The organism is Leisingera sp. ABM4_101 (assembly GCF_056158725.1).
Genome location: NZ_JBSWTV010000002.1, coordinates 799190 through 814163 on the forward strand (window position 1 = coordinate 799190; position 14974 = coordinate 814163).

The following is a 14974-nucleotide window of genomic DNA, read 5'->3' on the forward strand; positions in this document are numbered from 1 at the left end:
AGGATTTGGGGTTGAGGCCATGAGACGCGCGGCAGGTTCTGCCTGAAACCTGGGTGCCGGGCGGCGGAACTGCCGGCAAATTTAATTGTTAAGCCCGGCTTAACGCGCCGGCTGCTATCCCGGTAGCGGGTGAAAATAGTGGTGGTGGATATGAGCGCACAGAGCAATGTGGCGCCCATTATCATCAAGAAGAAAAAGTCAGGTGGTGGCCATGGCCACCACGGCGGTGCATGGAAGGTGGCGTATGCCGACTTCGTGACTGCGATGATGGCCTTCTTTATGCTGATGTGGCTGCTGAACGCGACAACGGAAAAGCAACGTAAAGGGCTGGCGGATTACTTTTCGCCGTCAATTCCCCTTAGCCGGGTATCCGGCGGAGGCAATGGCGCCTTCCAAGGTGACAGCATGTTCACTGAGGAAATCAAGCCGCAATCCGGAACCGGTGCAACAGACATCAATCCGATGGATGCGCAGCAAGCGCAGGGGGAAACCGGTGTTGATGCAGATGAAAAGCGCGAGGAGGAGGACTCCAAATTCCGTGCCATCGAAGAGCAGCTGTCCGGCCGCGGCGGTGAAAGCATGGTTTCGGTGGCTATGGCGCGCCATATCGTGACCAGGGTCACGGATGAGGGGCTGATTATTGAGCTCTTCGCGACCGAGGATACGCCGCTGTTCAAAGACGGCACTTCTGAGCCGGCGCCGCTGTTCCGTGATCTGGTCAGAATGATTGCACGGGTTTCCGAAAGTGTGACAAGCAATGTTGCCATTGGCGGGCATATCCGTTCGCATCCGGTTGTCCTGGCCAAGAACCCCGTTTGGGAACTGTCCCATGCCCGCGCTGACAAAACCCGCATGCTGCTCGAATTGGGGGGGCTGGATTCGGTGCGTGTTCACCGCGTGACGGGCCACGCAGACCGTAAGCTGGCGGTTGGAAACCCGATGGCGGCGCGGAACAACCGCATCGAAATCATTCTTTTGCGCGAATAAACCGCTGAAATTGCTGAAACTGGCGGCTGGCAGATAGGTCATATTTTATCTGTTAGCCGCCCGTTAATCGCTGCTGCGCTAGCTGTTGCATCAGAATGATTAGATGCAGCAGAAAGGCGTGCTATGACCATTTCTTCGTCGCTGAACGCGGGCGTTTCAGGATTGAGCGCCAACGCCAGCCGGTTGGCTTCCATTTCCGATAACATCGCCAACTCCTCAACCCGTGGTTACAAGCGGGTTCAAACGGATTTCCATTCGATGGTTTTGTCCGGTTCGGGCGGCACGTATTCCGCGGGCGGTGTGCGCGCGACCAATGTCCGGCTGATTGACGAACGCGGGCCGCTGGTCTCCACCAACAACGCGACCGATCTGGCGGTACGCGGCCGCGGCATGCTGCCGGTGGCGTCGATTACCGAGGTGGAATCGGGGGCAAACCCGTCGATGATGCTGACTGGCACGGGATCCTTCCGCACCGATTCCAGCGGGTATCTGACAACAGAATCGGGTCTGGTTCTGATGGGATGGCCGGCAAATGCAGACGGCACCATACCCGACCTGCCGCGTGACACTGCCAGCGGGCTGGAACCGATTCACGTGGATCTTAACCGCCCATCGGCAAGCCCGACCACAGAAATCAGCCTGGGTGCCAACCTGCCGGCGTCGGCCACGGACGTGGGCGCATCAGGGGATACGCTGACGCAGCCGGTGCAGTATTTTGACACCATGGGGCGCGAGGAAGAGCTGACCATCACCTACGCGCCAACTGTGGCAACGCCGCCGGCGACCACAGGCACCAATGAATGGACGATGACGATTGTCAATTCCGCGTCTGGCACGACAGTTGGCGACTATACCCTGACCTTTGACGATGCCTCCAACACAGCAGGCACGCTTCAAAGTGTGGTAACAACAACCGGCGGGGCCTATGACGCAACCGAGGGTTCGGTGACGATCACTGTTGCCGGCGGCCCCATTGAGCTCAATATCGGCATTCTTGGCGAGCAGAACGGGCTGAGCCAGCTGGGCGAGGACTATGTTCCCGGCGCGCCTGACAAAGACGGGAATGCGGTGGGCACCTTCGTTGCCGTGGAGATCAACGAGGCCGGTGAAGTCATCGCTGAATACGATTTGGGTGATACCAAGGTCATTTACAAGGTGCCTCTGGCTGATGTTTCCAACATCAATGGCATGCGGGCATTGGACTCCCAGACCTATATGCCGACAGACGAATCCGGTGACTTCTACCTATGGGACGCCGGCGATGGCCCCACCGGTGAAATCCTGGGCTACGCTCAGGAAGAGTCTGCCGTCGACGTGGCCACAGAACTGACTGACATGATTCAGACACAGCGGGCCTATTCGTCTAACGCCAAGGTCATTCAGACCGTCGACGAAATGCTTCAGGAAACCACCAACATCAAGCGCTAAGGCGCTTGATCCCCTTTGACATTGGCTTCACGAAAGCAGGCTGAATATGTCTATTTACTCCGCCCTTAACAGTGCGATGAGCGGTTTGACTGCGGCCAGCCGGTCGTCGCAAGTGGTCTCTGAAAACTTGGCCAATGCGTTGACGCCTGGCTATACGCGCCGGGTTCTGGAACTGAACAGCCCGGGCGCCGGTGTCCCGGGTGTCCGGGTCGGGCATGTGCAGCGCATCAATGATCCGGTTCTGATTTCCAACCGCAGGGTTGCGGAAGCGGACTATGGCGCGACCAAGGTGCAGTCCGATTTCTTCGACCGGATGTCCAACCTGGTTGGCACCGTGGATGACGAAATGTCATTGGCTTCGCAGCTTTCGGATTTCGAAGCGTCCCTGATCGAAGTTGTATCCCGGCCTGATTCTCAGCCGCGCTTGAACGATTTGTCGGTAAAGGCAAACTCCCTGGCCGACTCGATCTCACGAACGGCCGAAGGACTGCGGGATCTGCGTATCAATGCTGATAGTGCTATTGGTGCCCAGGTTGAGACCGTGAACCAGGCGCTGAAGGAAATCGAGAAGCTGAACGCACGGATCATGGTGGTGGAGGCTGGCGGAATGGATGCCGTCTCCATGCATGACCAGCGAGAGCAATTGATTGATCAGATCAATGAAATCATTCCGGTCAATGTTGTGCGGCGGGACAATGGGCAAGTGACCCTCTACTCCACCGGCGGCGTGATGCTGCTGGATGGCAGGGCGTCTGAGCTGAGCTTTACCCCTTCGCGTGATATCATGCCCCACATGACCCTTGGAAACGGCATGATTTCGGGATTGGAGATTGATGGCAAGGTGATCGACACCGGCCCGAACGGACCGCTGAGGGGCGGAACTCTGACTGCGCAATTCCAAGTGCGCGACATCACGGCGGTAGAAGCCCAGGAAGATTTGGATGCAATGGCCGCGGATTTGATCGAGCGGTTTCAGGATCCGGCCCTGGATGGCACAATCGGCGTCGCTGATGCCGGAATATTCACTGACGATGGTGCGTTTTATGACCCGGCAAACATTGTCGGTATTTCCAACCGTATCGAGCTGAATAATGTGGTTGCTTTGGACGGTGCCGGCGAAACATGGCGTTTCCGTGATGGTCTTTATGCTGCAGCGCCGGGGGATCCTGGGGATTCCAGCCTGCTGCAGGGGTATACCGACGCATTGAACACGTCCCGGCCGGTCTCTTCTGTTGGCCTGGGCACTGCAAACATGACCGCGGCGACGCTAGGCGCGAATCTGTTGTCGCGTTTTGCCCAGGACAATGAGACAGCCTCCCGCGCAGCGACTTTTGCCGCAACCAGTTTCAACGAATTGAGCCAGGCGGAACTGGCCTTGGGCGTTGATACTGATGCTGAGCTCCAAAACTTGATGCTGGTGGAAAAATTCTACGCTGCAAATGCCCGGATGATCACCGTGGTTGATGAGCTTATGGACACATTGCTGAGGATCTGACGCATGATTTTGAACTCTTACGGCGATTTGGCGCAGCACCTCTTTCTCCGCAGCCGGAATACCGAACTGCAGCAGAACATCACGACGCTGTCCGAAGAATTTGCAACTGGAAAGACGTCCAACCTGACCGAGCGTTTGGGCGGCGATTTCACCTATCTTGCCGATCTTGAAAACAACCTGAACCGGCTCGACAGCTACATGGTTGCCAATGGAGAAGTGCAGCTCTTTGCAACCACGACCCAGGGCAGCCTGGACAAGGTTCAAAGCCAGGTTCAGGAGATGCGGAACGACATTATGACTTTGTACTCTGCCTTGGACGTGGAAAACGCAGAGCAATTCGGCAGCCAGGCAAAAACGCGGATGTCCGGTGCTATTAACCTTCTGAACGCATCCGTTGGCGGGCGGACAATTTTTGCGGGCACGGCGACAGATACGAAACCGCTGGAAAACTCCGGGATTTTAATCGCTTCTGTCCTGACCGAGGTGTCTGGCCTGACCACAAGCAACGATATCATTCAGGCGGTGAAGGACTGGTTTGCTGATCCGGCAGGATTCGATGCGGTAATGTACAGGGGCTCCACGACGTCCCTGCAGCCTGTGAGTGTTGGAGAGGGAGAACAGGTAACGCTGGGTATCCGCGCAGATGATGAAAACATCAAACACGCGCTTCAAAGCTATGCCATCGCTGCTTTGGCTGACGAACCTGGCCTGGGGCTGGCGGATAGCGTCAAAATCGAGCTTGTGCAGGAAGCCAGCTCTGAGCTGATTGAAAGTAATGACCGGCTGATCCAGCTGCAAGCTGATGTCGGATTTATCGAGGGGCAGCTTGAAGCCATCAATACGCGCAATGAAGCCTCAAAAACCAGCCTGAGCATTGTCAAGAACAACCTGGTTTCAGCTGATCCCTATGAAACCTATACGCGGCTGGAAGAAGCGCAGACGCAGCTTGAAGGCCTTTACACGATAACCGCCCGCAGCTCGCAACTCTCACTGTTGAATTATCTCTGATGCCAGTATTTCTCCGCCTTCTCATCACATGCCTGTTCTTGCTGCCTTCAGTCTTGCAGGCAAATACCATCCGGCTGAAAGACCTGGTTGAATTTGACGGTGTCCGCGGCAACGATCTGGTTGGCTACGGGCTGGTTGTTGGCCTTGACGGGACAGGGGACGGCCTTCGAAACTCCCCTTTCACCGAAGAGATCATGTCCAATATTCTGGAACGTCTCGGCGTGAATGTCACGGGTGAACAATTCCGCCCCAAGAATGTGGCAGCGGTCTTTGTGACCGCCACGCTGCCGCCTTTTGCCAGGGTCGGCAGCACCATTGATGTCACCGTTTCAGCTATTGGCGATTCAAAGAGCCTGCTGGGCGGCACGCTGATCATGACGCCGCTCAATGCAGCTGACGGGCAAATCTATGCTGTCGCCCAGGGGACAATCCTGGCCGGCGGGGCCGTCGCCGAGGGGCAGGCTGCCACAGTCACCCAAGGGGTTCCGACCGCAGGGGTCATTCCGTCCGGTGCCCGGGTGGAGCGTGAAATCGACTTTGACTTAGCGTCACTCAATTCCATGCGTCTGGCCCTGCGGGAGCCTGACTTTACCACAGCTGGACGGATTGAACGGGCTATCAACGATGAGTTTGGCCGGAATGTTGCCTTGATGCGGGATTCAGGCACGGTCGAGGTCGATATCCAGCGCACAAATGCGCGTTCAACTGCGCATGCCGTGGGCCGGATCGAGAACATACTGGTTGAGCCGCAACGGAAGGCACGGGTTGTTGTGGATCAGCGCTCCGGCACCATAGTGATGGGCAGCGATGTGCGGATTTCACGTGTTGCTGTCGCTCAGGGAAATTTGACGTTGCGAATTGAGGAAACTCCGCTGGTGGTGCAGCCAAATCCCTTTGCCAATGGTGAATTTGTTGTTGTGCCGCGCACCGGTGCGGCTATCGAGGAAGAAGAGGGCGTGCAGCTGGCGGAAGTGCCGGAAACAACCTCTTTGTCCGAAGTCGTGGCTGGCTTGAACGCATTGGGTGTATCCCCGCGTGACATGATTGATATTCTCAAAAGCCTCAAAGCGGCCGGTGCTTTGCACGCAGAGTTTGTTGTCCGATAACGAATGCTGAAAATGATTGGCTGCGCCCTGGCCCTGCTTGCAGAGGCCGGGGCTTTTGCATTCCGAGACGGGATCCAGTTAAAGGACTCGTGAGTGCGTGCCCTGGCCTCAGCGATAAGGCATCTGTAACACGTGCAGGCCTTTGAACCGTTGCAACGTGATTAGCAGGCCGGTGCCCTTTTCTGAAACCCTCAGTCTGGGCATCATGGCAGCCAGGCTGGGCCGCCGTCCCGGCTGCAGGAGGGCGAGCAATTTTACCTTGAACTGTGCCGGGTATTGAGCGCCGTATTGGTTCCGCCTTGGTCCCGCAAGCGTTCAGGTCAGCGGATGTTGGCGGAGCAAGGCCGTTTACGATGGACAGCTGGACCCACCATAGCAAAAAAGGCCCGGGCAAACTTGCCCGGGCCTATGAAAGTGGTGGCGGGTTTTCAGGGGTAGTAGCTGCGTACCAAGGCAGTCGCGATCAGGCTCCAGCCGTCGGCAACGACAAAAAACGCCAGCTTGAAGGGAAGCGATACAATGGCTGGGGGCACCATCATCATACCCATCGACATCAGGATGGCTGCCACGACAAGATCGATGACCAGGAAGGGCAGAAAGATCAGGAAGCCGATCTGGAACGCCCGGGCAATCTCCGACAGCAGGAAACTGGGGACCAGTGCAGAGAGCGGCGCTTCAGGAACCGGGTCCATGCCTTGGGTTTCAGGGCGCAGATCGGCAATGGCGTAAAACGTGTCGGGATCAAGACGGTTTGCCATGAAGGCCCGGAACGGTTCCAGGCCGCGCGTAATCGCTTCACCAGGTTCCAGCCGCTCTTCAAGCAGGGGATTGATTCCGGTGCTCCAAGCTTCGGTAAATACCGGCTCCATTACGAAGTAGGTCAGAAACAGTGCCAGGCTGATAATCAGCATATTGGGCGGCGCCTGCTGCAAACCGATGCCTTGCCGCAGGATCGACAGAACAGTTACCAGGAATGGAAAACAGGTGATCATTATCAGCAGGCCGGGCGCCAGGCTGAGCACGGTAATCAGAAGAATCAGCTGGATTGAACGGGCCGAAATCGACTCTCCGTCCGCCAGGGAAAGGCTCAATTCTTGAGCCAGGGCGGTGTGCGGCAGGGCCAGCAGGACTGCTGCAGCCAGAGCCGCCCGCACAAAGGTCTTGTGTGTCATCCCAAACCGCTTTGCAGATCGGCAATTTCCGTCAGACGCACGGCCAGCTGGCCGGCTTGGTCCCCTTCCAGCTCTTCGAGCTGGCCGCGGGCAACCAGGCGGTCGCCGACATAAAGGTCGACAGGATCCTCGACCCGCTTATCCAAGGTCAGAATTGCGTTTTCACCGAGGCCGACCAGATCCCGGATCAGCGGGCGGGCTTTGCCGACCGAGACAACCACTTCAACGGGAACTGAGACAAACGGATTGCTCGCATCAGCGGATTTCATGTTCAGATCTGCAGCGTCATCCATACTGGCTGTCCTCTTTCGCGTGATATGTGAAGGCCTCAATCGAGTCATGGATCAACTCAAGCAGGGCGTCGCAGTTGATTTCGCATTCAGTGCTGCCGATCCCCAGATAAGCCTGGCCGGACGACAGTGTACCGTCCTCCCGGACCGTGACCGGAACCGAGAATTTTTCCGGCAGCAGGCTACGCACGGGCGCAGCCTCGCCTGGCGAGACCACAATCTGCATCGGCTGGTCGGTTTGGCCTTTGGCCATCTCAGCAAGCTGATCGACAATGTGATGACCAAAGGAGGCTGCCATCGCATCCGGCAGCACAGCACTGGTCAGAACTTTGAACATCGGGTCCAGCGAATCGAGCAGCTGAGTTTGCGCTTCGTGGTAGGTAAAGCTCAAGTCTTCCAGAGAATTTGCAAGCTCAGCGGAGATCCGGGTGGTTTCCTGGTCCTTTGCTGTCACAGCGTCGTCCCAGCCGGCGCTGTACCCCTTTTCAAAGGACACCAGCCGCTGCTCTTCCATAGCTTCTTCGGAAACTGAAGGGACTGCTGGTTCGACAACAGTATCGATGCCAAAGTCTTCAAGCAAATGTGCAATCGTCATTAAGCTTGCTCCTTATTCTCTTCCAGCCAGCCGCGCAGAATTTGGACGGTTTCCTCCTGCCGATCTCCGATCAGGCTGCGCAGGCGGTCAACGGGATCGTCCATGCCGCCGCCCAATGCGGGCAGGCCTGCTGCACCCATCATGTCGCCGGTGCCCATGGCCGGCAGGCCGCCCATCGGTTCGAACTGGCCGGTGTCGCTGTTTTCGATTTCACCATCCAAAGCGAGGCCTGCACCAAGATCAGGGGCAGTCATGAAACCGTCACCGCCCACTCCGGGCAGGCCTGGAAGACCGTTTTCTTCCGGGCCGGGCAGGGCCGCCACTGGTGCCGCTTGATTCGAGAGGATCGGGCGCACCACGAACAGGCCCAGGATCAAGCTGACAATTGCCAACGCAGCAATCTGGATCAGCGACATGGCGTCAAAGTAGAGGTTGTCCATGAAGGATGCTTTTGCCACGGTGCCTTGCGGTTCCACTGCGGGCAGCTCCATCGACTTGAGTGTGATGACGTCGCCGCGGTCCGCGTCAAAGCCGACGGCGGCGGAAATCAGTTCCCGCATAGCGGCCAGTTCGTCTTCGGGACGGGGCTGGAAAACGGTCTCTCCCGCCTCATTGGTGACCGCGGTGCCGTTCACCAGCACAGCTACGGTCAGGCGCTTGATTGCGCCGGGGCCGCGAAGGATTTCCTTCTCGGTTTCCGAGATCTCATAGTTGATTCGCTCCCGGGTGGCGCTGGTGTTAGCCTTTGAACCCTGACCAGAGGCCGCGTCGCCGTCGGGAATATTGGAGGCCACAGTGACCTCACCCGATTGGTTCGTGGAAGAATTGGCACGTTCTTCGACATCAGTGCTGACCGCGACGCGGCTTTTGGGATCGACACGCTTCTCACGGATGGATTCGGTGTCGGTGACGGTCTCGACACTTACCTCAACAACAGCATTGCCCTGGCCGACGCGGGCCTCGACAAGCCGCATCACCCGTTCCCGGAGCGTTTGCGAGCGGTCATCTGTGCCGGCGCCGGCGGCTGCTGTGGCATCCGAGGACCCGATCAATGCGCCATTGGCGTCAATCACGGCTACATTCTCGACTGCCAGGCCAGTAACCGCGGAGGAAACCAGGAAACGGATAGCATTGGCTTGGGCCGGCGTAATCGGCGATCCCATTGGCACGATCGAGACCGATGCAGTTGGTTCCACGGTGCGCTGAAAGGGATTCGAGCCAGTATTGGCGATATGCACCCGTGCTTGGCTCACATGCGGGCTGGCAACAATGGTGCGCGCCAGTTCGCCCTCTTTTGCACGCCAGTAGGCGGCATCAAACATTTGCGAAGTGGTGCCGAAGCCGCTGAGCGAATTGAGTAGTTCGTACCCTTTGCCGCCATTTGCGGGCAGGCCTTCGCTGGCCAGCGTCATCCGCAGTTCGTCGCGCTGGGTGGACGGCACGTATATTGAGCCGCCGCGCACCTCATATTGAGTGCCGCGCTGTTCCAGCGCGCGCACCACATCTCCGGCCGAGCCGCTTTCCAGCCCGGCATAGAGCAGTGTCATTGTTGGCTTGCTTGCTACATGGGACATCGCAATGACGCTGAGAATCATAATCACCGTGGCTCCCACGGCAATCAGACGCTTCCGCATGTCCATTTCTGCCCAGACATTCTTGATCTGCTGCACATTAACCTCCGTCGCACCGGCGTTCTCTCCGGCATGCAACCGTTTTGACGGATCGGCCTTAACATTCGGTTAGTCCCTGACAGGTTATGAAGAGGAGCACGACGTTTTAGGGATAGCCATGACAGACGCTGCAGTAGATACAGAAGCAGAAGCCCCGGCCAAGAAAAGCAAACTGCCCCTGATCATTGGGGTGGTGCTGGCACTGGCCGGCGGCGGCGGCGGATTCTTTGCCGTTCAGTCAGGCCTTCTTCCCTTTGGTCAGAAAGCTGCGCCAGAACCGGCGCCAGCGGCCGAAGCGGCGCCAGAAGGCGTGGACAATGGTGAGACGGCGGAGGATATCGCCAATCTTGCCTTTATCGAAATGGACCCGATTGTGATTACCCTGCGCAAAGCCAGCGGTATCAAGCATTTGCGGTTCCGCGCGCAACTTGAGGTCGATCTTGCCCATCAGGCAGAGGTCGAAAAAATCCTCCCGCGGGTTATCGATGTCCTGAACAGCTACCTGAGAGCACTGGAGCTTGAGGATCTGACCGATCCGATGGCTCTGCCGAAACTGAGAGCGCAGATGCTGCGGCGGATCAATATTGCAACCGGCCAGGGCCGGGTGCGGGATCTGCTGATCATGGATTTCGTACTGAACTAGGAGGACAGGATGGACATTATTGCTGATATCCTGCTTGCGGCCGGAGCGCTGGGCGCCGGATTCTATTGCCTGGTGCTGTCGCGCCGGCTGAAACGCTTCAATGACCTTGAAAAGGGCGTGGGCGGTGCGGTTGCCGTTCTGTCTGCTCAAGTAGATGATCTCAACAAGTCGCTGCAGGCGGCGCAGCAGGTGTCAGATGGCTCCAGCAAGGCGTTGCAGCAGCTTACCGGCCGTGCCGAATCGGTGGCACAGCGGCTGGAGCTGATGATGGCGTCCATGCATGACATGCCGGAGGCCGGGGCCGCAGCGCCTGCAGATCCGGAAGATGAATCAATGGCCGCAGCTTACGAGGCCGACGCGCAGCCCGGCTCTGCGGAGCAGGACGAAACCAAACCGTCCGGCCTGATGTTCGTCCGCCACAACCGCAGCCAGAATCGGGTGGCGTGATGGCAAAAGCGGCAAAGAAAAACCGGAGGTTCAGGCGCGGCGGCACCTTGATGATGCTTGCGGTGCTGCTGATGGGTTCTGCGGCGGTGCGCCTTGGCCTGGAGGCAGGCCCGGCGATCGCGCGCGAGGTGGCGAGTTTGCAGAAACCTGGCAGCGAACAGGCGGATCACAAGGGGGAGCCGCAGCGCGAATCGATGCCGACGTCGGCGGAGCTTCAGACAATGCTGGCTGCCTTCCAGGAAAGAGAACAGGCGTTGGCTGCCCGCGAAGCGGAGATTCAGGACCGGATGAAGGCACTGGAAATCGCTGACCAGGCAATCGACAAGAAACTGGCAGCGCTGGAGCAGGCCGAGGAAAACCTGAAGGCAACTCTTGCGTTGGCCGATGGCGCCACCGAAGCAGATGTGACGCGCCTTACGACGGTTTACGAGCAGATGAAGCCCAAGGAGGCCTCAGCTTTGTTTGAAGAGATGGATCCTGCGTTTGCAGCCGGTTTCCTGGCCCGGATGCAGCCCGAGGCGGCAGCGGGCATCATGGCAGGCCTAAGTCCTGAGGCGGCGTATACCATCAGCGTTGTTTTGGCCGGGCGCAACGGCTCCGTGCCCAAGGAATAGTTGGGGCGCGGCGGCTTAGTCTTTCCTTAGGACGACTCGCCTAATCTTATTAAAACCAATAGAAACTGGAGTGGACCTATGATCGGGATTGTAGGCATTGTGGTGATCTTTGCCATGGTGTTCGGCGGCTACCTTCTGGCCGGCGGCAAACTGGCGATCATTATCAAGGCACTGCCATTTGAAATGATGATGATTGGCGGGGCTGCTGTTGGCACCTTCCTGATCAGTAACGACATGGGCGGCATCAAGCACACGCTCAAGGATGTCGGCAAGGTGTTCAAGGGCCCCAAGTGGAAGCCGGATGACTACCGTGACTTGCTGTGTCTGCTTTTTGCACTGATCCGGATTGCGCGCGCGAACCCGGTTGAAGTTGAACAGCACATCGAGGATCCGGAAAATTCCTCTGTTTTCAACAAATATCCCAAGATCCTGGGAGACAAAGAAGCAGTGAACCTGATCTGCGACACCATGCGTTCGGCGTCGATGAACTATGACGATCCGCATCAGGTGGAAGAGGTGCTTGAAAAGCGGATTGAGGCGAATCATCACCATGCCATGCACGGCAGCCATGCATTGCAGACCCTGGCTGATGGTCTTCCCGCGCTTGGGATCGTTGCCGCGGTTCTCGGTGTGATCAAGACCATGGGATCAATCGACCAGCCGCCAGAGGTTCTTGGCAAGATGATCGGCGGCGCTCTTGTGGGGACCTTCCTAGGTATCTTCCTAGCTTACTGTCTGGCGGCGCCCTTTGCCGGCAAGGTGAAGACTGTGGTCGAAGAAGACGCGCATTTCTACCAGCTGATCCGTGAGGTGCTGGTTGCGAATCTGCACAACCACGCGGCCGCGATCTGCATCGAGGTCGGCCGCCAGAATACGCCCTCTCACTTCCGTCCCGGTTTCTCGGAGCTTGAAGAAGCCCTTAAATCGGTGAAACAGGACGCAGCATGATCTGGCGAGCATTTGCCACCGCGGCCGTTGTTTTGGCGGCAGGCGCAGTCCAAGCGCAGACGATTGTGACCCGCTCTGGGGAACATGGCAGCTTTACCCGGCTGGTGATGCGCCTGCCAGATGGAGCGGACTGGTCTCTGACACAAAGCGGCTTGACGGCGACTGTGAATATTGATGCCCCTGAAGCGGTTTTTGACACGTCGCGGGTTTTCAATCTGATTCCGCGCACCCGTCTTAAAGCAGTGGCGCAAAACGGCCCGGGCCAGCCGCTGAGGCTTGAACTGGGATGTGATTGCACGGTGACATCCTATGTTCAGGAGAACGGCTATCTGGTGGTTGATGTCCGGGATGGCGGGTTGCCCCCGCGGCCGGAGCGGAACACGGCGGCAACCGGCATTCTTCCGCTGACCCTGCCTTCTCAGAATGGCTACAGGTTCAGTTTTTCCGAATCGGCGGCTGCAGATGCGCGGATGGCGCTTGAGTTGGCTGCCGCTGCAGCCGGGCAAGCTGATCCGGCTCAAGCCATAAGGCCTCAGGACGCGCTCGAAATGCCGGATCCCGCTGTGCCCGGCGACGCGGCAGATCAGCCGGAGGAAGTTGTTCACGTTGAGCTGCCGCTTGATGGCAGTGCGCCTGGGGATGAGCCAGAATCACTTGGGCAAGAAGCAGGCACGCGGCTGCCGGAAGCCGGCCTGTTGCTCAACATGGAAGAAACTGAACGGGCGGCTGTTGTTAAGGATTCAGAGCAGCGGCTGCTTCAGCAAATCGGCCGGGCTGCAAACCAAGGTCTTCTTAGCGCCGCTGCAGATGGGCTTGCAGGTGCTGAAAACAGTGCTCTGGATCCTCTCGGCCGGTCTGACAGGCCTTTAAATCCTCTGGACCACATTTCTGTTACCTCGGCTATCGACCGTGAAACCGGGTTGATGGCGACGCTGGCAGACGGGAACAAAGAAGCCGCGCATTGCATTCAGGACAAGCAAGTAGCGATCCATGCCTGGGGGGATGACAGCCCCTTTGCCGACCAGCTGGCACCAGTGCGAAGCGCCTTGGTCCGGGAATTTGACGATGTAAATCCAACAAGTGTTTTGTCTCTTGCGCGGACCTATCTCTTTTTCGGGTTTGGAGCTGAAGCCCGGTCGATCCTGACCATGCTTCCTCCCGATGAGCATAACGACCCCGCCTTTGCCCAGCTGGAGGCAATGGCGCTGCTTTTGGACGGGACGGTTCTGCCGGTAAATCATGCCTTCTCGGGGCAGCAAAGCTGCGAAGGTTACAGTACTTTGTGGGGCGCTTTGGCAGACGGAGTGGTCAAAAAAAGCGCTAACACGGATGCAATTCAGCAGGCATTTTCCAAGCTGCCGACCCACTTGCGGGTGCATCTGGGGCCGCGCGTTAGTAAGATGTTTGCTGAGGCAGGTGACAACCATATCGCCGAAGCGATTCTGAGAGCCGTCGACCGCACGGGGGTTGAAGACGTCCCGGAGATCAATCTGGCCGAGGCGGCAATTGCCGAACTGGAAGGTGACACAGAAAAAGTTGCCGAGGAGCTCACCAGCGAAGTTGCTGAGCGGACTGGAAATGCCCCTGCCGCGCTGATTGATCTGGTTGCGCTGAGTGTGAAAGAACGCAAAGCGCTTTCACCGGACGTTCCTGATCTGATCGCGTCGTATGAGCTGGAAAACAGGGATACAGAGCTTGGGCCGGACTTGCGCCGGGCCCAAGTTGCCGCGCTCGCGCTCATGGGGCAATTCCACGAGGCATTCCAGGAACTCGACAGATTGACAAAACGCGACGGGCCCAACGCGCGCAGTACCGCGTTGGAGCCGCTGATGCTGCTTCTTTCGGAGCGTGCAGATGATGTGACCTTTCTGCAGTATGCACTGGTTTTTTCAGCGCAAGCCAGCGCTGCGGAGGCGGCGCCGGTGGCCAAGGAGGTTGCCCGCCGGCTGCTGGACCTCGGATTTGCTGAACAAGCTCAAAGCCTGCTGGCCAAGCTTGCGCTGGAGCCGGAGAATGAGATCCGCCGCTTGATGATGGCAGAAGCCGCGCTGGTTCTGGACAAGCCTCACAGGGCGCTGGTTGAGCTGATGGGGCTCGAGGGCTCTGAAGCAAACCGGATGCGGGCCGAAGCTTTGTGGCGTAATGGCGAGTATGCCCGCGCAGGCGAATACCTTCTTGCAGAAGACGAAACAAACGCCGCGGCGCGCGGGTTCTGGCACTCCGAGGACCTGGACGCGATTGAAGCGATTGGCACGAATGGGGATGCACAATTCGGTGCGGTTGCCTCTGTTACAACGCAAATCGGTGAAACAGCGCAAGATCCGGAGGGTTTGACACCCTTGGCTCACGCACGCGCGCTGGTCGAAAGCAGCCAGGGCACACGCGGCGGTATTTCGGATTTGCTGGGCAGAGTGGGAACTAATTTGGAAGCTTCCGCAGAGAATTAATAAACACCACAGCCGATCTGAAAAAATGCCGCCCTGCTGAGCAGGGCGGCATTTGCGTGACGCTGATAACACTTTGTCAACCGGCCGCCGGTAACGTGACTAACGGGTGAATCCTGATTTGGAA

The 14974-nt window shown here is 58.0% G+C and carries 15 protein-coding genes; 10 read left to right on the plus strand and 5 right to left on the minus strand.

What is annotated here, in order from left to right; all coding sequences use genetic code 11:
• Window positions 1-150 precede the first annotated feature (150 nt).
• Window positions 151-987 (plus strand): flagellar motor protein MotB, encoded by an 837-nt coding sequence (locus ACXAEK_RS04870; protein WP_475045186.1) that lies wholly within the window; start codon window positions 151-153, stop codon window positions 985-987.
• Between the two features lie 38 nt (window positions 988-1025).
• Here the strand turns inward: ACXAEK_RS04870 and ACXAEK_RS04875 are convergent, their stop codons facing one another.
• Window positions 1026-1193: a hypothetical protein gene (locus ACXAEK_RS04875; RefSeq protein WP_475045347.1), complete on the minus strand. Its 168-nt coding sequence runs from the start codon at window positions 1191-1193 to the stop codon at window positions 1026-1028.
• Between ACXAEK_RS04875 and ACXAEK_RS04880 the strand changes: the two genes are divergently transcribed.
• The 4 genes from ACXAEK_RS04880 to ACXAEK_RS04895 are packed head-to-tail and all read left to right on the plus strand — an operon-like array spanning window position 1171 to window position 6024.
• A complete protein-coding gene (locus ACXAEK_RS04880) occupies window positions 1171-2415 on the plus strand; it encodes a flagellar hook protein FlgE (protein ID WP_475045188.1) in 1245 nt (414 codons plus the stop codon). The genes ACXAEK_RS04875 and ACXAEK_RS04880 overlap by 23 nt on opposite strands.
• Window positions 2416-2461: 46 nt before the next feature.
• Window positions 2462-3910, plus strand: a complete 1449-nt coding sequence (flgK, locus tag ACXAEK_RS04885) for a flagellar hook-associated protein FlgK (protein WP_475040201.1) — start codon at window positions 2462-2464, stop codon at window positions 3908-3910.
• Between the two features lie 3 nt (window positions 3911-3913).
• Window positions 3914-4918 (plus strand): flagellin, encoded by a 1005-nt coding sequence (locus tag ACXAEK_RS04890; protein ID WP_475040202.1) that lies wholly within the window; start codon window positions 3914-3916, stop codon window positions 4916-4918.
• Window positions 4918-6024 (plus strand): flagellar basal body P-ring protein FlgI, encoded by a 1107-nt coding sequence (locus ACXAEK_RS04895; RefSeq protein WP_475040203.1) that lies wholly within the window; start codon window positions 4918-4920, stop codon window positions 6022-6024. The genes ACXAEK_RS04890 and ACXAEK_RS04895 overlap by 1 nt, the downstream gene beginning before the upstream one ends.
• Window positions 6025-6452: 428 nt before the next feature.
• Here the strand turns inward: ACXAEK_RS04895 and fliP are convergent, their stop codons facing one another.
• The 4 genes from fliP to fliF are packed head-to-tail and all read right to left on the minus strand — an operon-like array spanning window position 6453 to window position 9751.
• A complete protein-coding gene (fliP, locus tag ACXAEK_RS04900) occupies window positions 6453-7196 on the minus strand; it encodes a flagellar type III secretion system pore protein FliP (protein ID WP_475040204.1) in 744 nt (247 codons plus the stop codon).
• Window positions 7193-7489, minus strand: a complete 297-nt coding sequence (locus tag ACXAEK_RS04905) for a FliM/FliN family flagellar motor switch protein (protein WP_475040205.1) — start codon at window positions 7487-7489, stop codon at window positions 7193-7195. The genes fliP and ACXAEK_RS04905 overlap by 4 nt, the downstream gene beginning before the upstream one ends.
• A complete protein-coding gene (locus ACXAEK_RS04910) occupies window positions 7482-8081 on the minus strand; it encodes a FliH/SctL family protein (protein ID WP_475040206.1) in 600 nt (199 codons plus the stop codon). Before ACXAEK_RS04910 ends, ACXAEK_RS04905 begins: the two co-directional genes overlap by 8 nt.
• The gene (gene fliF / locus ACXAEK_RS04915; protein ID WP_475040207.1) at window positions 8081-9751 is read right to left on the minus strand and encodes a flagellar basal-body MS-ring/collar protein FliF; all 1671 of its coding nucleotides are present in this window, start codon (window positions 9749-9751) and stop codon (window positions 8081-8083) included. The genes ACXAEK_RS04910 and fliF overlap by 1 nt, the downstream gene beginning before the upstream one ends.
• 118 nt (window positions 9752-9869) lie before the next feature.
• On the opposite strand from fliF, the gene ACXAEK_RS04920 reads away from it, so the two are divergent.
• The 5 genes from ACXAEK_RS04920 (at window position 9870) to ACXAEK_RS04940 (ending at window position 14850) form a co-directional block, all read left to right on the plus strand.
• Complete coding sequence (locus ACXAEK_RS04920) at window positions 9870-10394, plus strand: flagellar basal body-associated FliL family protein (RefSeq protein WP_475040208.1); 525 nt, start codon at window positions 9870-9872, stop codon at window positions 10392-10394.
• Window positions 10395-10403: 9 nt separating this feature from the next.
• On the plus strand, window positions 10404-10841 hold the full coding sequence (locus tag ACXAEK_RS04925) for a hypothetical protein (RefSeq protein ID WP_475040209.1): 438 nt from the start codon (window positions 10404-10406) through the stop codon (window positions 10839-10841).
• Window positions 10841-11455 (plus strand): MotE family protein, encoded by a 615-nt coding sequence (locus ACXAEK_RS04930; RefSeq protein WP_475040210.1) that lies wholly within the window; start codon window positions 10841-10843, stop codon window positions 11453-11455. The genes ACXAEK_RS04925 and ACXAEK_RS04930 overlap by 1 nt, the downstream gene beginning before the upstream one ends.
• Window positions 11456-11533: 78 nt before the next feature.
• Window positions 11534-12403 (plus strand): flagellar motor stator protein MotA, encoded by an 870-nt coding sequence (gene motA, locus ACXAEK_RS04935; RefSeq protein ID WP_475040211.1) that lies wholly within the window; start codon window positions 11534-11536, stop codon window positions 12401-12403.
• Entirely contained in the window at window positions 12400-14850 is a 2451-nt protein-coding gene (locus tag ACXAEK_RS04940; RefSeq protein WP_475040212.1) for a hypothetical protein, read from the plus strand. The genes motA and ACXAEK_RS04940 overlap by 4 nt, the downstream gene beginning before the upstream one ends.
• Window positions 14851-14974: the final 124 nt, after the last annotated feature.